Origin of the sequence: Bifidobacterium hapali (assembly GCF_002259755.1) — a bacterium.
GTDB classification, from domain to species: Bacteria; Actinomycetota; Actinomycetes; order Actinomycetales; family Bifidobacteriaceae; genus Bifidobacterium; species Bifidobacterium hapali.
On sequence record NZ_MWWY01000005.1, the window covers coordinates 188,439 to 208,451 of the forward strand.

18 protein-coding genes, 1 pseudogene and 1 riboswitch are annotated in these 20,013 nt (G+C 55.8%); of the genes and pseudogenes, 9 read left to right on the forward strand and 10 right to left on the reverse strand.

Going from position 1 to position 20,013, the window contains the following annotated elements; all coding sequences use genetic code 11:
- Window positions 1-39: 39 nt before the first annotated feature.
- On the forward strand, window positions 40-729 hold the full coding sequence (locus BHAP_RS01410) for a DedA family protein (RefSeq protein WP_420807699.1): 690 nt from the start codon (window positions 40-42) through the stop codon (window positions 727-729).
- Window positions 730-896: 167 nt separating this feature from the next.
- Here the strand turns inward: BHAP_RS01410 and BHAP_RS01415 are convergent, their stop codons facing one another.
- Together BHAP_RS01415 and BHAP_RS01420 are read right to left on the reverse strand one after the other, a co-directional pair.
- Complete coding sequence (locus BHAP_RS01415) at window positions 897-2,507, reverse strand: hypothetical protein (RefSeq protein WP_094729029.1); 1,611 nt, start codon at window positions 2,505-2,507, stop codon at window positions 897-899.
- Between the two features lie 152 nt (window positions 2,508-2,659).
- Window positions 2,660-3,577: a LysR family transcriptional regulator gene (locus BHAP_RS01420; protein WP_094728882.1), complete on the reverse strand. Its 918-nt coding sequence runs from the start codon at window positions 3,575-3,577 to the stop codon at window positions 2,660-2,662.
- A gap of 290 nt (window positions 3,578-3,867) precedes the next feature.
- Between BHAP_RS01420 and BHAP_RS01425 the strand changes: the two genes are divergently transcribed.
- Entirely contained in the window at window positions 3,868-5,262 is a 1,395-nt protein-coding gene (locus BHAP_RS01425; RefSeq protein WP_244569221.1) for an MFS transporter, read from the forward strand.
- A gap of 123 nt (window positions 5,263-5,385) precedes the next feature.
- On the opposite strand, the gene BHAP_RS01430 is transcribed toward BHAP_RS01425, so the two are convergent.
- Window positions 5,386-5,913, reverse strand: coding sequence for an NAD(P)H-dependent oxidoreductase (locus BHAP_RS01430; protein WP_094728886.1), 528 nt, complete (start codon window positions 5,911-5,913; stop codon window positions 5,386-5,388).
- 215 nt (window positions 5,914-6,128) lie between these two features.
- Here BHAP_RS01430 and BHAP_RS01435 point away from each other — a divergent pair, with 215 nt between their 5' ends.
- Window positions 6,129-6,518: a DMT family transporter gene (locus BHAP_RS01435; RefSeq protein WP_244569223.1), complete on the forward strand. Its 390-nt coding sequence runs from the start codon at window positions 6,129-6,131 to the stop codon at window positions 6,516-6,518.
- 51 nt (window positions 6,519-6,569) lie between these two features.
- On the opposite strand, the pseudogene BHAP_RS01440 reads toward BHAP_RS01435, so the two are convergent.
- Window positions 6,570-7,235, reverse strand: a pseudogene (locus BHAP_RS01440) (NADPH-dependent F420 reductase); the annotation flags it as partial.
- A gap of 230 nt (window positions 7,236-7,465) precedes the next feature.
- Here BHAP_RS01440 and BHAP_RS01445 point away from each other — a divergent pair.
- Complete coding sequence (locus tag BHAP_RS01445) at window positions 7,466-7,996, forward strand: PadR family transcriptional regulator (protein WP_244569227.1); 531 nt, start codon at window positions 7,466-7,468, stop codon at window positions 7,994-7,996.
- A gap of 403 nt (window positions 7,997-8,399) precedes the next feature.
- On the opposite strand, the gene BHAP_RS01450 is transcribed toward BHAP_RS01445, so the two are convergent.
- Window positions 8,400-9,137, reverse strand: coding sequence for an SGNH/GDSL hydrolase family protein (locus BHAP_RS01450; RefSeq protein WP_094728892.1), 738 nt, complete (start codon window positions 9,135-9,137; stop codon window positions 8,400-8,402).
- A 706-nt stretch (window positions 9,138-9,843) separates the two neighbouring features.
- Between BHAP_RS01450 and BHAP_RS01455 the strand changes: the two genes are divergently transcribed.
- Together BHAP_RS01455 and BHAP_RS01460 are read left to right on the forward strand one after the other, a co-directional pair.
- Window positions 9,844-11,172: an MFS transporter gene (locus tag BHAP_RS01455; RefSeq protein ID WP_244569240.1), complete on the forward strand. Its 1,329-nt coding sequence runs from the start codon at window positions 9,844-9,846 to the stop codon at window positions 11,170-11,172.
- Between the two features lie 142 nt (window positions 11,173-11,314).
- The gene (locus BHAP_RS01460) at window positions 11,315-11,713 is read left to right on the forward strand and encodes a cupin domain-containing protein (RefSeq protein ID WP_094728896.1); all 399 of its coding nucleotides are present in this window, start codon (window positions 11,315-11,317) and stop codon (window positions 11,711-11,713) included.
- Window positions 11,714-12,019: 306 nt separating this feature from the next.
- Here BHAP_RS01460 and BHAP_RS01465 read toward each other — a convergent pair whose 3' ends face one another.
- On the reverse strand, window positions 12,020-12,913 hold the full coding sequence (locus BHAP_RS01465) for a CTP synthase (protein WP_211279654.1): 894 nt from the start codon (window positions 12,911-12,913) through the stop codon (window positions 12,020-12,022).
- 423 nt (window positions 12,914-13,336) lie between these two features.
- On the opposite strand from BHAP_RS01465, the gene BHAP_RS11580 reads away from it, so the two are divergent.
- The 3 genes from BHAP_RS11580 to BHAP_RS01475 are packed head-to-tail and all read left to right on the forward strand — an operon-like array spanning window position 13,337 to window position 15,498.
- The gene (locus BHAP_RS11580) at window positions 13,337-13,498 is read left to right on the forward strand and encodes a hypothetical protein (RefSeq protein ID WP_158216399.1); all 162 of its coding nucleotides are present in this window, start codon (window positions 13,337-13,339) and stop codon (window positions 13,496-13,498) included.
- Window positions 13,482-14,576, forward strand: coding sequence for an aldose 1-epimerase family protein (locus tag BHAP_RS01470; RefSeq protein WP_094728900.1), 1,095 nt, complete (start codon window positions 13,482-13,484; stop codon window positions 14,574-14,576). The genes BHAP_RS11580 and BHAP_RS01470 overlap by 17 nt, the downstream gene beginning before the upstream one ends.
- Window positions 14,577-14,628: 52 nt before the next feature.
- Complete coding sequence (locus BHAP_RS01475; protein ID WP_094728902.1) at window positions 14,629-15,498, forward strand: sulfite exporter TauE/SafE family protein; 870 nt, start codon at window positions 14,629-14,631, stop codon at window positions 15,496-15,498.
- A 70-nt stretch (window positions 15,499-15,568) separates the two neighbouring features.
- Here BHAP_RS01475 and ribH read toward each other — a convergent pair whose 3' ends face one another.
- The 4 genes from ribH to ribD are packed head-to-tail and all read right to left on the reverse strand — an operon-like array spanning window position 15,569 to window position 19,191.
- Entirely contained in the window at window positions 15,569-16,072 is a 504-nt protein-coding gene (ribH, locus tag BHAP_RS01480; RefSeq protein WP_094728904.1) for a 6,7-dimethyl-8-ribityllumazine synthase, read from the reverse strand.
- Between the two features lies 1 nt (window position 16,073).
- On the reverse strand, window positions 16,074-17,384 hold the full coding sequence (gene ribB, locus BHAP_RS01485) for a 3,4-dihydroxy-2-butanone-4-phosphate synthase (RefSeq protein ID WP_094728906.1): 1,311 nt from the start codon (window positions 17,382-17,384) through the stop codon (window positions 16,074-16,076).
- Between the two features lie 45 nt (window positions 17,385-17,429).
- Window positions 17,430-18,095, reverse strand: coding sequence for a riboflavin synthase (locus BHAP_RS01490; protein WP_094728908.1), 666 nt, complete (start codon window positions 18,093-18,095; stop codon window positions 17,430-17,432).
- Window positions 18,076-19,191: a bifunctional diaminohydroxyphosphoribosylaminopyrimidine deaminase/5-amino-6-(5-phosphoribosylamino)uracil reductase RibD gene (ribD, locus tag BHAP_RS01495; RefSeq protein WP_094728910.1), complete on the reverse strand. Its 1,116-nt coding sequence runs from the start codon at window positions 19,189-19,191 to the stop codon at window positions 18,076-18,078. The genes BHAP_RS01490 and ribD overlap by 20 nt, the downstream gene beginning before the upstream one ends.
- 293 nt (window positions 19,192-19,484) lie before the next feature.
- Window positions 19,485-19,611: riboswitch (FMN riboswitch) on the reverse strand.
- Window positions 19,612-20,013: the final 402 nt, after the last annotated feature.

Here is a 20,013-nt window from a genome sequence, read left to right on the forward strand (position 1 = left end):
TTTATCGTAATGACCGCCGCTTCCGCAGCTGCAACGAACATCGCAACTCCAACCGTTCTGGCGCAGCCATCTACACTTTCAACGATCACCTCGTGCCCAGTATCTACCGGTGGTTTCATCGGTACGATAACCGACTGGCTGGTCGGCCTTATGTCTGCTCTCGGCTGGCTTGGCACCGGTGCGGCAGTGTTTCTTGAAAACCTGTTCCCGCCGATTCCTAGCGAAGTGATTCTTCCTCTAGCGGGTTTCACCGCTGCGCAAGGCCGTATGACATTATTTGAAGCGATTGGCGGTGCGACTATTGGTTCGGTTGTCGGTGCACTGGTACTGTACGGTGTCGCTTACGCGATCGGTACTGAGCGTATGCGTCGACTGTTTGATGCGATGCCGTTGACTGACGCCAGTGATATTGACAAAGCGAACGATTGGTTCGCGCGTTACGGATACCTTTCCGTACTGATTGGTCGTGTTATTCCGATCGTGCGCAGCCTGATTTCCATTCCGGCCGGTATTGCACGGACGAATCTGCTGCGATTCACGCTGCTTACCGCGTTCGGCTCTCTGGTATGGAATGCCATTCTCGTAATGGCGGGTTTCCTGCTCGGCTCGCAATGGTGCGTGATTCTAGGATTCCTTGACCGATTCCAGTATGCAGTAGCTGCGGTGATTATTGCGCTGGCTGCGTGGTATGTGGTTGCTAAGATTCGCGCGCGCGTAGCGCGTCCGTAATTGCTGGTGCGTTGCCGCAAAGCTTTTTTATCGCGGCTCCCCTTGTCAGGGGAGCTGTCGACGAAGTCGACTGAGAGGTAGTAAGACCTCTAGAACGTTCCGAAAGTGTAACTACCCCTCAGTCAGCTACGCTGACAGCTCCCCTGACAAGGGGAGCTGTATACACGCTACTGACGCCAAGTGCGGCGACGGCGGTTGATGATACGCTTGCCGCCAACTCCGGCCTTGCCGCCTGGACCCCACGGACCGCGAGCTTCGGCCTTGAGCTGGGTGAGATGATGCTTCATAGCAAGCAGCATAATATGCGAATCTTCTAGACCAAGATGGCGTTCGGCATCATCCTCATGCAGCGCACCTTGCCGCTTTGCATACGCGTCAAGCGTATTATCACCGTCCGGGTGACCTTCGCATGGAATCGAACCTTCATCCCACAGTCGACTCATCGGTAGTGTATCAATAATCGTCACATGACCGTTGCGATACGCTTCCGCATAACCGGCCACGTTGAGCATGAAGAAGCTATGCTCGAACGTCGCCATATGCGCAACAAACGGCTGCGATGTCAAACGCTTGAGCAGATCAGCCTGTGCCGCTGGGTCCTCGTCAAACAACGGGTAATCCGCGCCCGTACGCTGGCTAATATCAATGCCGGTCAACTGAATAATAAACGCGTTGCCATGCCGTGCAGCTTCAGGAGTCACCCCGAACGAGTAGCGGTGCTGGTCATATGCATCGCCAGACTCGTAATAATCCTTGTCATACGAATAGTCAGCGCCAGTGTTTGTCGGACGCGGCGACTTCATATTCATATATTCAAAGCCGACATCAATAATGTACGCGCGGTATGGTTCGGTACCGTTCGTTTCCAAGTCAATGCCCATGACGTTGTCCACGTCGCGACCGGGCAGGTAGACTTCACGCCAGTAGTCTTTCGGGGCGGCTGCTTGACGTGCCGCTACGTGCTCGGCTGCTGCGTGACGGAATTGCTCGTACCGTTCTTCTGACACAGCAGTCTCGTTTTGATTGACCTGAGTAATATCCGGTACCGCTGGATTGTCGTCGTTAATAATCGGCTGCGCTTCAATAAGATAGTCAGGGCTTCCCGCATCCGAACTGGAATCAGACGGTGCGGACTCGTCCGGTCCTGCCTCCACAGAACCATACTGCTTCTCGTCGGCCTCAAACAATGCCATCTGCCGTTCGTGACGAGCCGCTTCGCGTTTTTCGCGATCGGCCTTACGTTGCTCAGCGCGAGCGTTCACGATCTCAGCTGTATGATCCTGCACGTCGTCAAGATCGGCGTCAGTCAATCCGCTGCCCTCTGCAGCATGCAGAACCGGCACTGTGACCCGCTGACGATCCTCATCGGTAACGGTCCACAATCCTTCCGCCACACCGCGATCGCGCAACAGTGCAATCTGATCAGTCAAACGACGATCAGCATACGCGAGCGCACGCGGCAGCTCGTACGTTTTAATATGACGGTCGAAATCGCGCATGAACGTCATGCTCATCTTCGCGAGAATTGCTTCGAGCTGGTCACGAATCGCAAGATCGGCCTTGAGTAAATCGTGCACGCTACTTGCTGCGCCCGCTTCAAGATCGGCCGGATGGGCTACGCCGATGCCATGTTCGAGATCGAGTGAATTTACCCAATCCCAGTCAATATCATGATCGTCAGCGTCTTTAAGCATAATGTACGACCACTGGCTGATCGTCTGCTTGGCGGCGGTGAGCCATGAGCGGTCAACGGTGGATGCGGTGTTTGTATTGGTCATATCATTCATATTGTTATCATTCGTTTCGTCATACTGTATGTCGTTATCGTTACTCATCATCATCTCATCATCATTCATATTCATTCATACGTATGGAATCAAACCCCACGGTGTCTATGGTAACGCTCGCAGCAGATGACCGGCGTTTATGCTCATACAGTTTCGTTCGCTGGGAACTGCTGATTCAGCATGGCAATGCGTTCAGCGAATGCGGCGACCTGCGCAACGGGGGAGCGCGGGTACATTAAGCCATACCACATGCCGACCGGTTCAGGCCAGTCAACTGGCACATTGACAAGTTGCGGATGTACGTCGCGCCACATTGGTTTGGAGATAAGCAAGTCACCGGTTTCAGAGCAGTCATTAAAGACATCGAGACTGTACTGCTCAATATTGACTAACGTTATAGATGGGTTGCGTTCGAGTAGATCGCGCGCGATGTCGTCGGTGCCATTACCGCGTGGCAAAATGCGAATGCGTGTACCTGCAAGATCGTCGATAGTCAGTGTCGCGCGGTGCGAGAGCGGATTGCTGCGTGGCACGGCCAGACATAACGGTTCGTATGACAGCGACAGCGTGTTGCATATGCCTTGCCAGTGGCCGGGAACGAATGCGGTGGCGATTACGTCAACGGATTCGCCGAGATGTGCGATGATATCGTCAATCGATGTACTGTCGTCCGGTAGTTGCACGAGTTCGAGCCGTATGGAGGGTTGACTACGGCATTGACTGCCATGCTGCCATAAATCGAGGATACGCTTGGCCGGGCGCAACATAGAAATGCCGAGTCGTACGGGAATTGATTCGGGATGGGAACGTTGCCGTGCCCTGCGTATGATTTCGTTCGACTGTCTAATTATTGATTGCGCATCGTCAACGAATTGTGATCCGGCTGCTGTGAGCGTAACGCCTGCGCGTGAACGATCGAAGAGAGTCAGCCCGTATTCGTGCTCAAATGTGGTGATTTGTTGGGCGATCGCTGGCGTAGATAGATGGAGTCTGCGTCCCGCTTGCGTAAAACTGCCAGTATTTGCTGTTTCGATGATTGCATCAAGTCGTCTGTCATACATAATCGGTATCGCTCTCGTGCCTATGTATAAACTTTTTATTTATATAGTATGAACTATAAACATTCATGATTCGCTGTTTTCAAGTACTGAGATGCCCTATTATATCTCACGTAGTAACTTAGTGACACATGTGAAACCAGCATCTTATGTGAAAATTCGTTTGCTATGTCTTACTTAGCTCTCCTTGCGCTCCCTTGTTGGAGAAGTTAGCTGATAGGTAGTGAATGTATAAACGAATTATTAATACTGGATGCCGGTCATATCGTGCATGGAAAAGGAAAGTCATCTTCGTGTCTGCATCATCGACAACTCAACATCAGGCGAATCAGAGTACGACATTGCATGACCAGCGTCATCAGTATTCCGCTTCGCTAACCACGGCTGCTGCGGCTATTGCATCGTTTCTCGTCGGCATGGACGTGCTCATTGTCAACGTTGCGCTGCCAGCCATCGCTGCTGATCTCGGTGGCGATATGGCCTCGCGACAATGGATGGTTGACGGTTACAGTCTGCTCTTCGCCGTATTGCTGCTTTTCGCTGGAAATCTTGCCGATCGGTGGGGTGCCAAACGTGTTTTTATTGCCGGTGCAATGTTGTTTGGTGCTGCGTCTGTATTCAGTACGTTTGCATGGTCAATGGCTGTGCTGATCGTCGGTCGCTGTCTGCTTGGCGTGGCTTCTGCACTCATTTTGCCAGCGTCAATGTCGCTGATTAACGAGTCAAATCCGGACCCACGTCGGCGTGCGTGGGCGCTTGCCATGTGGGGTGCGGGTGGTGCATCTGCCTCGGCAGTCGGCCCATTACTCGGCGGTTTGCTGACGCCAATCCATTGGAGTCTCGTTTTCGCAATCAACATACCGTTCTGTCTACTGATACTCGCGTTCGCCGCGCGCATTGCACCTTCGCCGCGCCGTGTGACACGGTTCGACGGTCTTGGTCAGACATTGGCATTGCTTGGCTTGACGATGTTCGTTGCTGGAGTTATCGAAGTTGGTTCGCTTGGTTTCTCGTCGCCGATAACAGTTGGGCTGCTAGTTGGCGGCGTTATCGTACTGGGATTATTTGTCTATTCGCAATCGCGCGTATCGGTGCCGATGATGCCGCTTGAACTGTTTCGCGTACGCGGTATGCAGGTCGCGTTGATGATCGGTTTCGTAATGATTTTCAACTGGTATGGCATGGTGTTTATTGCAACCATGTTCCTGCAGGATGGACTCGGCATGAGCGCGTTTACGGCTGGACTCGTATTTGTACCATCCGCGTTTGTCACAATGTTCGGCAACATGTATGGCGGCCGTCTCATTGCTGCGCGAGGTTCGAAATGGTCGATTACGCTGGGATTGTCGATTATGATCGTCGGATTTATGCTCGAGCTGCTTTGCCCTGCACCTATTCCGGTATGGGTGCTTGCCTGCGGGCTGAGCATCGTCGGATTCGGTGCAGCCATCACCACGCCTGCAGCCGCCGGTGTAGTACTGGCTAGTGTGGATGCGACGCAAGCTGGTATCGCATCCGCTATGTTCAACACGTTCCGTCAGGTTGGTGGCGCGCTTGGCGTAGCTGTTTTCGGTGTTATTGCCGCCTTCGTGCCTTCGCTCACGCTCGCCCTAAGCGTCGTGTTTTTGGCCTCTGCCGTACTGCTTGTATTGGTACTCGTTTACGAGCTCGTTCGATGGCGAGGATGATATTGCTTGGAATATGACATATGGGGCTTGCGGTATGCGTTGTGCACGCCGCAAGCCCCATTGTTCATACGAGTTTCACATGTCAGTTATGCGATTGTGCCATGTGATGTCATGACACGAGAACTACTGAGCGAGCAGCTCTTGATACTGCTTTGCTGCTTCAGCCAGTGCATCATCGCTGATGCCAAATGCGCCGAACGTGACGAACGGCTTGACCCACGTTGCGCTGATGTAGTTAGCCGTGCCTTGGAACGGGACCAGCACCTGATCGATGGTGAACTTGTTTGTGCCGTCGGGCTGGTAGTTCGCCTCAGGGGAACCGGTGGAAACGGCAACCGCGAACTCCTTGCCTTCGAACGCATGGCCTTCTGAACCATATGCCCAGCCGTGCTCGAGCACCGCATCCTCCCACGACTTGAGCAGTGCGGGGGAGGAGAACCACCACAGCGGGAACTGGAAGACCACGCGGTCGGCGGCTTCGATGGCCTCCTGCTCGGCCTTCACATCGATGTTGCCATCCGGGTAGAGCGCGTACTCGTCGCGTACGGTCACGTTGTCCAGTTCGCCAGCGGCCTTGGCCAATGCGGCGTTGACGTGCGACTGCTCGTTGAGGCTCGGGTGGAATACGAGTACCAGCGTTTTCTTTGCCATAGTAAGGGTCTCCTTAGGGTATGGGTATGTGTTGATTAATGGAATATACACTAGGTTACGTTGCGCGAATATCTTGGCCTATTCAGGTTCGCATATCGCGAAATGAGCGGTCATGTGACAGTCATTGTTTCGCGCTGCCAACGAAGTTTCCACTCGGCTGTACTAGTGAGTAAGTATGAAAAACGTCGTTCGCGGCGAACGATAGCATGATGCACATGAGCGAAATCGAAAAACGCGATGCCCGCGACGGCGTTCGAAAGAGAGGGAATATGGCCATTACATGGCTGTTGCTGTTCGTAACTATTGGCTGCGAGGTTGTCGCAACATTGTCGCTACGCGCATCCGAAGGCTTCTCTAAACCATTGTGGGCAATTCCCGTTATCGCTGGATACGTGGTGTGCTTCTGGTTACTGTCAATCGTGCTGGAACGTGGCATGCCGACAGCACTCGCATACGGCGTATGGTCGTGCGTGGGTATCATCTTGACGGCATTCGCCGCGCGCTTACTATTTCATGATCCGCTCAATGCGAAGATGCTGGCCGGCATGGCAATCATGATCATCGGCATCATCGTTATGCAATCAGGCGCGCACACTGTTGCCTGATTGCATAACTGACGCACGTTTCGTGTGATTTCAGTGGACTTGGGCAAAGCGTTACTTGACGACCTTGAAACCGCCGGTCCACGGGGTCTGCTCGGTCACGCCGAGAATGATCTGCAGCGCGCCGTAGCCTTCCAGATACTGTGCGCGCTTAAGAGCGCCAGCATCCACGGTCTTGAGTCCAGCACCTTCGATGAACGATGCGACGGCCTTCTTGGCGTTCTCGTCATCACCTGCCAGCTGCACGACGGTCGGAGCACCGTCGTTGACTCCGGTGGCTAGCGTTGCGGCAAAGGTGGTGTTGAACGCCTTGACTACAGCACTGTTCGGCAGTTTGCTGGCCACATATTCGGCTGCCGACGCGGCACCCTGCGGCAGGGCGAGATCGAAGGTGGTGAAGTCGATCGGGTTGGAAACATCGACAATGGTCTTTCCTGCGAGCTGGTCAGCATAGGCAGCGATTGCCTCATCGTAGGCGGGGAATGGCAACGCGAGTACGACGATGTCGCCGCTGATGGTCGCTTCGCCGAACTGTGCGCCGGTAACGCCCTCAGCTGCTGCAGCGGCCTTATCGGGGTTGCGATCGATGACCTGTACGCTTGCACCGGACCTAACAGCAATGCCTGCCACTGCAGAGCCGATGTTGCCTGCGCCGAAGATAGTGATGGTGCTCATGATGATGTCCTTTCGGTAGGGCGCGCGCTTTTGGGATTGCGCCTGTTTAGTTGTGGTTGTTTGCTTGTGCGATCTGGCGGAAGGTTTGTGGCCTCCTGCGTGATTGCGTTGATGCCAGTATGCATCTCATTGCGATATATTTCAAATCGAGATATATCAAAAAGATTTATGGAGGTTGCAAAATCTTTGCAATGACGCCGATTGTGTGGGGTTGTTGGTTCTCTGTGACTGGCGTGTCGTTCTGAGATATCTCAAATTGAGCTATCATGATGGATATGATGAATACGATTGAACTGATGACACTGGGCTTTTTGTCCGAAGAGCCATTGTGTGGCTACCGGCTGCGCAAAAAAATGGAGCAGCTGCAGGGTTACATGCAAGCCGTTTCCGATGGCACGTTGCATACGGTGACCAGCAGGTTTGTGAAAGCCGGATACATCGGCGAAACCTTCAACGTCGTCAACGGTCGGCGACTGCGTGAATTCCATCTCGAACCGGCCGGTCGTGCAGCACTCATTGACGAGCTCAAAAACACCAGCGGCTACATGCTCACCAACATCACCAAATGGGCGGTCGTCATGTCATTCCTGTCAGTCATTCCAGACGAGGAAGATCGACGTGTCGTATTGCGCCGACGTCTCGACCTGCTCGAATCCGACGTGCGGCGTCTCTACAGCGACGGCGAAGGCCCCATCGATAACGATGACGTCACCGACAAATATCGACGTGCCATCATCATGGTTCACGACGCTGAAATCGACGCCGAACGCTCGTGGCTCAAGCAGGAGCTTGGTATTGACAAGTGAGTTTGCTGCCCGTCGTGGTTCTCGATTGACTGTGCGTCGCCATCGTGTGCAACCCGAATCTGTGCCCTCGCCAGACGATATTGTGCGTCTCTACCGCACGATGATGGCAACGCCAAGGCCGGCTCTTTCCTCGCAGGCTGGCAACGGTAGTGGTTTCCTGGCATGTCACGCTGTAGGTGGGCGTCGGGCGACGGCTGTGTGGAGGCGTATCTTGCAGTTGTAGGGTGTCAGTGCGTTGGTGGTGCATTGGTTCGGGATTTGCATGACCGGGCGCGCTCCGATGGAATGGCTGTTTTCCGCCGTTTTCGGTAGTGCGACAGGTGGTGCCATAGTGCGGGCCGGGCGGTGTATGGCGTGGTCATGCCCTACGACTGCAAGATACCGGCCAGTGAACCGTTCGGCATTACTGAAGTGCGACCAAATCCGGGGTTGCCTGTTCGATCACGCCGTCCGCCAGCAGACGATAGCATCGCTTTGATGGGTGAAAATCATCACTCGCCCAAAACTGAGCATCCGTCAGGCCAGTGTCATAGTGCGTCATATCCACAAAACGCACCTGCTTGTCGGCACAGATTGCCTTGCTCATCGCGGTCTGTGCGTCGGTCATATCCAAAATCGCCTTACGCAAAGTCCGGCCGAGCGCCGGCGAACGATACACCTGACCGGAACTGAGCACCACAACATGCGGGCACAGTGCCTTGGCCTCATCGATAGCAGCGGTCAGATCAGCGCGCCATTCCTTCGCACTGCGACGAGCCATCACATCATTCGAACCGGCACACAGCACCAGCAAATCTGGCTGTTCCTTAACCTGCGGCAGTAAACGAAATCGTACGCGGCGCATCGTAGCCCCCAGTTTGCCATACGCCGCCCATCGCACTGGGCGATTAACGACATTGGTAAGTGTGCGAGCCATGTCGGGCACTAAACCATCTCTCTGATTGTCGACGCCGCATCCAACGGTCAGCGAATCACCAACGACAACCAACGTGAACGGTTTGTTCGACGACGGCGCATGATCGGCCGGTACTGGCACTAGTCCACGGCGCTCGCCGTCCGGCTCAGGCGCAAGTTGTACGGTATGCTGTGCCACCAACGCTTCGGTTAGCGCGATCGGTCGTTCCCACCACGACAATGCCATAGTTGTTCCCCTCCGTGTACGAGCATATCGACGTCAAATTGTAGCGGTGACGCGTGAAGATGAGACGAATATGTGATGTTGCTGATACGGATGTCTATTCACCGTGCTTTTTATGCCGAAGCTCTTCCGTTTTCGAGCGTAACTGCGCGCATTAGCGACGGCTGCGCGCACTTACGCTCGAAAATCAGGCTAAAAACAAGCATAACTGCGCGCAGGCTTCGTGAGTGCGCGCAGTTACGCTCGTTCTGTGATACGAATGTCTACTTTGTCGGGTTTCGTTAGGTACGGGGGAATTTTTGTCGTAAAGTGCGATTATGGTGAGCACCATGTGTTCAATGCGTTGCATGATGAGCGAGTTTTTCGCCAAGCCTGCCATTTAGCGGGATAGTGGGCTCGGCCCGGGCGGTCCGGGCGAGGTTGCCGTTATAGGCGGGCATACATTCAGGTATATGTTCTTCCGCTATATTTCGTTACGTGGCGACCTTACATCAATCCAATTGAACGTTCGCGTGCGAAATGAATCGTGCGTTTCACTGGAAAGTTATGAACACATATGTCGCAGAATACACATACTGCTCAATCAACTGTTGAATCGGCCCCTGAATCAACCGTGACCGAATCGGCTGCAATCGAATCAACCGTAGCTAGGTCCGCTGATTCGATTAAGTCTGATCAGAGTACTCCTGATCCGCGCGATGCTGGCTGGATGTCACGCGTTGCGTTGCTGCTCACTGGGCAAGCATTCTCCCTACTTGGCTCCAGCATCGTCCAATACGCCCTGTGGTGGTGGATTGTGCTGGAATCCAAAACCGGCATGGCTATGTTGTTAGCCACGCTTTTCGGCGTTGTACCGCAGGCTATTGTCTCCATGTTCGGCGGTCCGATGGCTGATCGTTACAACCGCAAACTGCTTATCATGCTGCCGGATCTCATCATTGCGGCCGTAACCGTGGCGCTGTCGTTCAGTTTTGCAATGGGATGGGCCAGCCTGTCGGTGATTTTCGTGGTACTGCTCATTCGCTCATCTGGCGGTGGCGTACAAATGCCTGCCGTGCAGTCGTTCATTCCCGATGTGACGCCGACGGGCAAGCTGCTGCGCGTGAACTCGATCTTCGGCGTGATCAACTCGGCGAATATGATCGTGGCTCCCGCCATCGCAGCCGTGCTCGTGAACATGGTGCCGTTGTGGTCGATTCTGCTTGTCGACGTGACGACCGCGGTAATCGGTGTCGGATTCGTTTCCATGATTCGAGTGCCGAAAAAGTCGAGCGCGACGGATACCGGTACGGCTCAGACAATCAGTATGCAGAACGCAACGGCTGACGAAGCCGTGAAAGCCGCGACCGATGGTACGCATCTGTTCGCTGCTACTCTTCGTCGTACGTTTGTCGATCTCAAGGATGGATTCAGGTATGCAATGGGCCATCCCCATCTCAAAGGGGTCATTCTAGGTGATGCACTCACTTGTTTTGTGGCCGTCGCGCCGATGAATCTGACTCTGCTGCTCATGACCCGCGAATACGAGGGAATCGACCTGAACCTTGGATTCGTGAACCTTACCACTGCCTCCGATAAGCTCGCGGCCAACGAACTCGGATGGAGCATTGGCATGTTGCTTGGCGGCGCGTTCATGTCGACAATCGGCGCGAAAATACTGCGCGACGGACGCGCTCAAATGCGTATGGTGGTGGTTGGCATTGCACTGGTCGGCATTACGGTCATCGGTCTTGGCGTGGCGCCGAATTTGTTGGCGTACCTGATTATCGATGTACTCAATGGTATTGCGTCGGCCGTATGCGTCGGCCCGATGCGCACGATCATGCAATCCGAGTCCGATGAATCGATGACCGGCCGTGTGTTTGGCCTTGAAACCACCATGGCGACGTTTGGTATGCCGTTGGGCATGCTGATATTCGCTCCGCTCGCCGACGTCATACCGATTTCGTGGGTGTTCATCGCTGGAGGAGTGCTCACGTTGCCGGTCGCATGGTATGTGCGATTGCTGTTTCGACGTGGTGTGTCAGACGCTGCGTGAGAGTTGCCGCACTCCCGTACTTTCAGCTAATTGACTTCGAGCGCTTGAAGCCTTTATCGTCGAGGGTATCGGCTGTTTGATAATGATCATATGACTAACCGAACAGCCGACGATTCCCATATGTCGTGGCAAGGAGCGAATCATGGATAATCCAAGTGCATTCCCAATGGGTGAACCGAATGATGCGTACGCCCAGTATTTCGAAGGACAAAGTTATCTGTCTGCTTTGGCTGGCGACGATACGGTAAGTGTTGCCAACGTCACCTTCGAGCCGGGCTGCACGAACCACTGGCATATTCATCACGGCATATGCCAGATTCTGCTGGCTGTGGGCGGCCGCGGATACTACCAGATCGATGGACATGACCCGGTTGAGCTCAAGCCCGGTGATGTGGCGTACATTCCGCCGGACACTAAGCATTGGCATGGTGCGGCTCCTACCAAGTCCTTCGCGCATGTGGCTGTCATGCCCAAGGCGGACGGCGCATCGACCGAATGGCTTGAGCCTGTCGATGAGGCTGCATATCACGCGCTCTCATAGCGTGGCGTCGCGTGCAGGGTGGTCTGAAGGCGACTGCAACCAGCACACTCGTACTGTTGATCATGTGTAGGTACGTGTAGGTGATGCGCGTCCATATGTATTGCGTGTTGCATCGCGCACGCAGCTTATGCCAACCGTCAATACCGAGCGCCGTCAATACCGAGAGTAAGTGCGCGCAATAACATGACCTGCGCGCACTTACGCTCGTTTTTTCGCCTAATTTCAAGCGTAACTGCGCGCGGGCCTCGATATTGCGCGCACTTACGCTTGAAATCGGCATATGATCAGTCATGCTAACCCTGTCATTCACCGTTCTCGGCCGCGAATATCAAGACAACGTTCATATTGCGGATTAGCGACCGTCATCGGCACGTCCGCATCGAGCAGTTTACGTTTCAACGGCGTACGCTGCACGACCTCGTCGTATGTCGTACGAATAATATCCGTTACTTTGGCTCGACGTAACGCATCCTCACGATCGCGCTCATCGCGGATCACATCCTGTATGCCACGTCGATGTGTCATTTTGGGATCTACATATTTACGTGTGCCATCATATTCGAGTACGATCACGCGACCATCATGCGTGTGCCAAACAAAATCGGCGCGATGCCGAACCCAGGGATTATCCGGGTCAATGAACACATGCTGCAGCTGCGGTACTGCGAATCCCTCGTCAATAATTGTGCCATAACACAGTGATTCGCCGCCGTTCTCGTTGAGTGGATTCGCATAATGCAGCAAGCGCAGTACACAACTGCAATCAATATGCACTTCATTGCATAGGTCAAGCACTTGCCCGCGTGTAACAAGATTATTGCGAAATGCGGAATCAAACATCGGTAATGCCTGCACGAATGGGTAACGTAATCCACAGTCGATGAGTGTTCGGGCTGGCGTTGTGATACGCACGATGTTAACGGTATCGGCAACATTGCTACCAGATGCAGCTGCAGATGCAAGTGTTTCGGGAATCACACTAGTAGCGAATTGTCCGTTACCGAAATGATCGACTAACGTGCAGGTTGGAGCTGTGCGCATGACAATATGATGTAAACGCGAGTACGTGCCGGTTGAACGGCCTCTCGGTGAGGCGATGAATACTGATTCGTCATGATGTAGTTTCCACGGATATTCAAGGTGCAACATTGCGGCTGCGCTAAGTCCGGCGAATACGCGGTTTGGATACTGATGCGACATTGCTCGGATGATGTGACGCGCCTGTTCTGGAGGAGGTAAGGCATGCCAATATTCTGAGCGTGCATACATATTCCGGTAAGGGCGGATGAATTGTCCGCCGTGTAGTCGGGCAGCGAGTGCTTGCTGCTGTAGGTGGTTATTCGGGTAGAAGCAGCGTCGGCCGCGCTCGCCTTCGATGCGGAGCTGCTCAATGTCATTGCGTAGTTTCATATGCCAATGGTGGCGGTGTGAGCGTGACAATGCAAGCTGAACAGGGGTATGTGGTCGAACGGTCGGGTGTTCGGCGTGTCTGTGGATAACTTAGGGATTGTGCTTGTGGCTTGTGCTGGCTGGGTTATGCGGTGCTCAGATCGAGCGTAACTGCGCGCATTAATGAGGCCTGCGCGCAGTTACGCTCGAAATTGGGCGAAAAAACGAGCGTAAGTGCGCGCAGGTCCTGTTATTGCGCGCAATTACGCTCGGTTCTGGGTGCAAAAAGGCGACGGCACACAATGGAAAACGCTTACCATCGAGAATGGTATCGAGTACAGTATCGATCAGTCAATGCCACTACAAGGAGGTATGAACCATGCTGGTTCAGCATAACAATCCAACTCGCGAAAACATGCTCGCGCACATGGGTAGCTTGCAGCAGGCCGCATATACGCGCCCGATCGAATATCAGGAGGGTCGCGCCCACGGACTTAAGGCCATCGAGGTCAAGAATGGTCCGCTGCGGTTTATGTCTATGGCTGATCGTGCGCTCGATATTGCCCAGATCGAATATCGCGGCGAGAACCTCACATTCCTCTCAAAGCCTGGCCTGAACGGCCGCAATCAGTTCGATACGAACGGTCTTGAAGCCCAACGTTCGATCATGGGCGGCCTGTTCTTCACCTGTGGCTTCGAGAACATCTGCGCGCCGTATGTCACGCCTAAAGGTTCGCAATATCCAGCCGGCAGTTATCCGATGCACGGTCGTATTCGTACCACTCCGGCCGAACACGTCAGCTCCGACGCATACTGGAATGAGAACGGTGATTACGTACTCGAAGTGTCTGGCGAAATGCGCGAAGCAGAACTGTTCGGCGAGAACATGGTGTTGCGTCGACGTATTACGAGCGTATATGGCACTGCGACGATCACTGTTGAGGACGAAGTGACGAACGAGTCTTTCCGCGAAGAACCGCTGATGTGGATGTATCACTGCAATGTTGGCTGGCCGCTGCTTGACTCGGGCGCTGAAGTCGTGATCCCAAGTCGCAAGGTCACACCGCGCGACGAGACGACTGCTGCCGACGATACCCCGTGGAGTCAGATCGGCGAGCCGGTTGCGAATAAGCCGGAAAGTGTGTATCTGCACGATCTTGCAGCCGATGAGCACGGCCGCAGTTTTGCAGGCGTGGTGAACCGCAAGCTTGGTCTTGGTCTTACGATCGAGTTTGATGCTGCTGACTTCCCGTATTTTATGGAGTGGAAGTCGATGGGTGCTGGCGACTATGTGGTCGGTCTTGAACCGTCTAATTCGAGCGTACTTGGTCGCGGCTGGCATGAGCAGCGTGGCGATTTGCATACGTTGGCACCGCAGGCTAGCGAACGTAAGACGATCACGTTCACGGTGATCGAAGGGAACGAGGCGATTGACGCATTCGTTGCCCGTCGTGATGCGCTGGTAAACATCTGAGGTGATCTAACTGTAGCGTGTGTAGCTTGATGTAGGAAGGCGGCATTGTCGGATGACGGTTGGTGTGATGGCCGTGGTGGCGATCGCCGCAGTGCTGTACGGATTGGATAAATCATTGGCACCGGGTGCGGGTATTCTCGCCGTGGCTACGCTCACCGCCGTCATGCCCGCCAAGGAGGCCACCGGCATCACTCTCATCATGGCGATCGTGGCTGACTGGAGTGCCATCTGGGCGTATCGGGGCAATGTGTCGCGTCGCACGCTGCTGCGACTGTTTCCGTTTGTTGCCATTGGCATCGTGGCGGGCGCTGGATTCCTGTTTGTGGCGGACAACACCGTCACCCGTCTGACCATCGGCGTGATCCTGGCGGTGTTCGTGGGCATGTACTTCCTCTCATTGGCGCGCAAAAGGATTGCCGAGCGTAGGACGGTCGGACGTTCTGGACAGGCCGAGGCGAAACCGTCGAAGACCGATGCATCGAATGCCATGATGACGGATGATACGACGACGGCGGATGATTCGGATGCACGGTCGTCTGCCGTGCCTCACGCCGTTGGTACGAAAACATTCGCACTGGTCAAGCGCGTGGTGTGCGGCGCGCTCGCCGGCTTCACCACGATGGTTGCCAACGCGGGCGGGCCGATTACCTCGATCTACTTCCTGTCCGAAAACCTGAGTGTTGTACGTTTCCTCGGTACTACCGCCTGGTTTTATCTGATCATCAACATGGTCAAACTGCCGTTTGCCATCGGCCTCAACATGATTACTTGGACGAACTTCACGGCGATGGCATGGACTATTCCGCTGGTTGTCATCGCTGTGTTGTGTGGCCGGTGGGTGGCTCGCCGTGTCAGCCAGTCCGCGTTCAGCGTGCTCGTCTATGCGCTATCCGTAGTGGCGGTCATTCGCCTGTTCCTGTGACGCCGAGCTATTGAAGCATCGTGCGGTGGAGGCGCCGAAATGTCGCGCGCCGATACGCCACGTCCGTTGCCTACTGTCCGTCGGAGATGGCGCGCAGTACGTTAATCATCTCAATGGCACCGAGCGCGCAGTCGAATCCCCTGTTGCCGGCCTTGGTGCCGGCGCGTTCGATGGCCTGTTCGATGTTCTCGGTGGTGATCACGCCGAAGAGCACCGGTACGTCGGAGCTCAGCGACACCTGTGCGATGCCCTTCGCGGTTTCGTTGCACACGAGGTCGTAGTGGGAGGTGGATCCACGGATGATTGCACCGAGGCAGATCACCGCGTCGTAGCGTCCGGTCGTCACCATGCACTTGGCGGCGATCGGAATCTCGAACGAGCCGGGCACCCACGCCACGTCGACGTTTTCGTCGGCCACGCCGTGCCGGCGCAGACCGTCCTGAGCGCCGGACAGCAGCTTCGAGGTGATGAACTCGTTGAAGCGGGCCGCAACGATGCCGATACGGATCGGTGCGTTCGCTTCGTTTCCGGTGCTAGTGGTGTTCGCGACCAGCTGGCCTTCGAATACGGTCATGTCAGTTCTCCTTGGTGATGGTGGTGGTTGTTGCGGTTGCAAGGACACCCAGCAGATGCCCCATGCGATGTTGCTTGGTGGACAGGTAGTTCGCGTCGTACATGTTCGGCGGGATGACGATTGGCACGCGGGATGCGACGGTGACGCCGGCATGTTCCAGCTGATCGATCTTGTCCGGATTGTTCGTCATCAGGTCGACGGAGGCGATTCCAAGATCGCGCAGCATGGCGGCAGCGGTGTTGTACTCGCGTGCGTCTGCGGGGAAACCGAGTTTGAGGTTCGCGTCGAGCGTGTCGAAGCCCTGCTCCTGCAGCTCGTAGGTACGTAGCTTGTTGAGAAGACCTATGCCGCGACCCTCCTGGCTGAGGTAGAGGATTACGCCGCGGCCGGCTGCCGCCACGCGACGTATCGCCTCATGCAGCTGCGGACCACAGTCACAGCGTTGCGAGCCGAACACGTCACCGGTCATGCACTGCGAATGGATACGGCATAGCACGGGCGGAAGCGCCGCCGTATCGGATACGCCGGAGACGTCTGTGCTGGCCTTCGCGGCGGGAATGTCATCGCCCATCACCAGCGTCACATGCTCGCTGCCGTTCTCGGATTCGTAGCCGATCATAATGAACCGGCCGTAGTTGGTGGGCAGCTCCACCTGCGCGACGCGTCGCACCCTGTGTGGGAAAGCGTGCGTGCGGCGGTACTCCTGCAGCTGGGCAATGGTGATGTACGTGAGCTCATGCTCAGCGGCGAACCGTTCGAGATCACCGCATCGCATCATCATGCCATCCTCTTTCATCATCTCGCAGCACAGGCCGCAAGGCTCCAGCCCGGCCAGTCTCGACAGGTCGACGGTTGCCTCGGTATGTCCGTTGCGCTCCAACACGCCGCCCGGTCTCGCCACCAACGGGAACATGTGGCCGGGGCGGCGGAAGTCCTCTGGACGCGACTTAGGATCGATGCAGGCCAGCGCGGTCAGCGAACGGTCGCGCGCGCTGATGCCGGTGGATGTGGCCACGTGGTCGATGGAAACGGTGAATGCCGTGTGATGGTTGTCCGTGTTCGTTGTGGCCATAGGCGCAAAGTCGAGTCGCTCCGCCAGTTCGACGCTTATCGGCATGCAGATGAGACCCCGGCCATGCGAGGCCATGAAGGCGATGTTGGTCGGGGAGGCGTGACGCGTGGCGCAGATGAGGTCGCCCTCATTCTCTCGTCCCTCGTCGTCCGCCACGACGACGATGCGACCCGCCTGGATGTCGCGTATCGCGCGTGCCACCACTGCGTCGGCGGTGCGACCGGTGTTCGGTGAAGTCATATGATGTCCTTCGATTGTGTATCTTTTTTATCCTTCGTGTGCATGTCAGAAGCCGTGTTCGATGAGGAATCGCTCGGTGATCGCCTCGGATGCGCGGCTGTCACTGTCGCCGCCGTGCGACGGCAGCGCGAGCAGCCGGTCTACGTATTTCGCAATCGGATCGGTTTCGATGTTGACGATGCTGCCGATCCCGCGCTCGGCAAGCACCGTATGCGACGCGGTGTGCGGGATGATGGATACGCCAAACGTGTCGTCAGTTACGGATGTCACCGTCAGGCTGATACCCTCGATGGTGATCGACCCCTTCTGCGCAATGAATCGCATGAGCTCATACGGCGCACGGATCGTATAGACCTTCGCGATGCCATCTGGTGTGATCGACTCGACCAGTCCCGTGCCATCGATGTGTCCGGAGACGATGTGTCCGGAGAACCGTCCGGCGGCAGGCATTGCGCGCTCCACATCGACATGGTCGCCGCGTCTGAGGAATCCGAGGGAGGAGCAGCGCAGCGTCTCGTGCATCATATCTGCGGTGAACGCCGTGCCTTGTACGGCTGTCACGGTCAGACATACGCCGTTGACGGCGATGCTCTCGCCGATGACCGTCCGATTGGTCACTGCCACTGGGGAGTCGACCGTCAGGCGCGCGAAATCAGTGCCGCGATCCAATCGCACGACCGTGCCCAGATCCTCAACGATTCCCGTGAACATACGCGACACCTCCCTCGATGACGATGTCGTCGCCTACCGTGATGACATTGCGATTGACGATGCGGAAGGCATCATCGGGAGTCGTGATGCCTTCTCCGCCCACCGGTCCGGGAGCGTTCCTTCCGCCGAACAGCTTAGGTGCGACGTAGGCGCTTACTTTGGACACCGCACGATCATGCAGAGCCGACCATGCCAGTGCGCCACCGCCCTCGATCATCACGCTATCCAATCCTCGATTGCCAAGCGCCTTTACGATTTCACCGACATGCACGCGGCCATTGCCATCGATATTCGCTTGGAGGATTTCACAGCCTGCCTTGCGGTAGGGGAGTGTACATTGCCCATCTTCGACCGCTGTGGCGATGATTGTCGGCGTCGTGCGTGCCGTGGTGACGAGGGCTGCGTCGATCGGAGTGCGCAGCCGGGTGTCGCATACCACGCGGACCGGATCGTGTCCGCCCGGGATACGGCAGGTGAGCTGTGGATCATCAGCCAGCACAGTGCCCACACCCACCATGACTGAAGCGAACCTACCGCGATCTTCATGTACGCGACGGCGCGCAGCTTCGCCGGTGATCCAACGGGAGAGCCCCGTGGAGGTGGCTATGCGTCCATCCAAGGTCATCGCGTATTTGAGCATGACGAACGGCGTATGCGTGGTGATGGCATGCAGGAAGATTTCGTTGAGCTGATTGCATTCGTTCCGCAGCACACCTTCGACGACCTCAATACCCGCTGCGCGCAGCTGACGCACACCTTTGCCGGCGACCAAAGGATTAGGGTCGGGAGAGCCGACCACCACGCGGGCCAGCCCCGCATCGATAAGCGCCTGCGAGCACGGTGGTTGCTTCCCGGTGTGGCAACATGGCTCCAACGTGACGTAGATGGTGGCGCCCCGCACGTCGACGCCTGCCTGTTTTGCGTCCTCGAGTGCAGCGCGTTCGGCGTGCCAGCCGCCGAAACGATCATGATGGCCGGTGGCGATGATTATTCCGTCGCGTACGATTACCGCGCCCACCACCGGATTCGGGTTGACCTTGCCCGCTCCGAGTCGTGCGTGACGCAGCGCCACGGACATGAAGTCCCTATCGTCCATGAAAAACTCCTTTCCTGCGATAGGGCATGTCCAGGGGATTCATGGAAAGGCATGCGAAAGCCATCCGCGATTCCACCGACCGAGAGCATCGTGTCGGTGACGAATACGGTTTCGACGCTATGCAGCCCGGAAAACGCAAAACCCTGGATTCCGAAAGGATTCCAGGGTACGTTCATTCGGGGCATGCAAGGCCGTCCGATCCGTATTCGCGCCAGAGACAAATGCATCGCCATACGGTCGGATAGACCGCATGGGACACCTCGCCCGGCTTGCATACGGAGGCATTCTCACCGCCGCAACTTCTTCCATCCAGACTATGACTGTCGGTACCGGAATCGCACCGGTTCAGCTCCTCGATTGCTCGTGGGGCTCGCGGACTGTACCGCCGATCGGGAATTTCACCCTGCCCTGAAGATGCTTGTTTAATTAGCGTATCCACAATGTACAGTGCCTGTAAGACATGAACACGTGACAATCTCGGGATGCTTGGAGTACTTGTGTGTAGGGTGCTTCAGGATACGGACTGTAACAATCGGTGGTTGTTTCCTGCTGGCGGCCGTGTGTCCGCAGACCGGTGGCGGTCGCACAAGACCCACGTGAGCACGGCTGGATGAGTGCGATCATGCAGTCCGAATCCGACGAGTCTATGACCGGACGCGATTAAGCTGAAAACCGATGAGTCGCCGATGCCAGGCATCGTGCGCAATCATGATGTCTGACATTTCCTACCGGCCACGGGAGGTCGGTAGACGACGGAACGAAGACATGCCGCCGATGTGGGCGGCACTTAATTGGAGGCCAAGGCATGGAAGCTGGATCGAA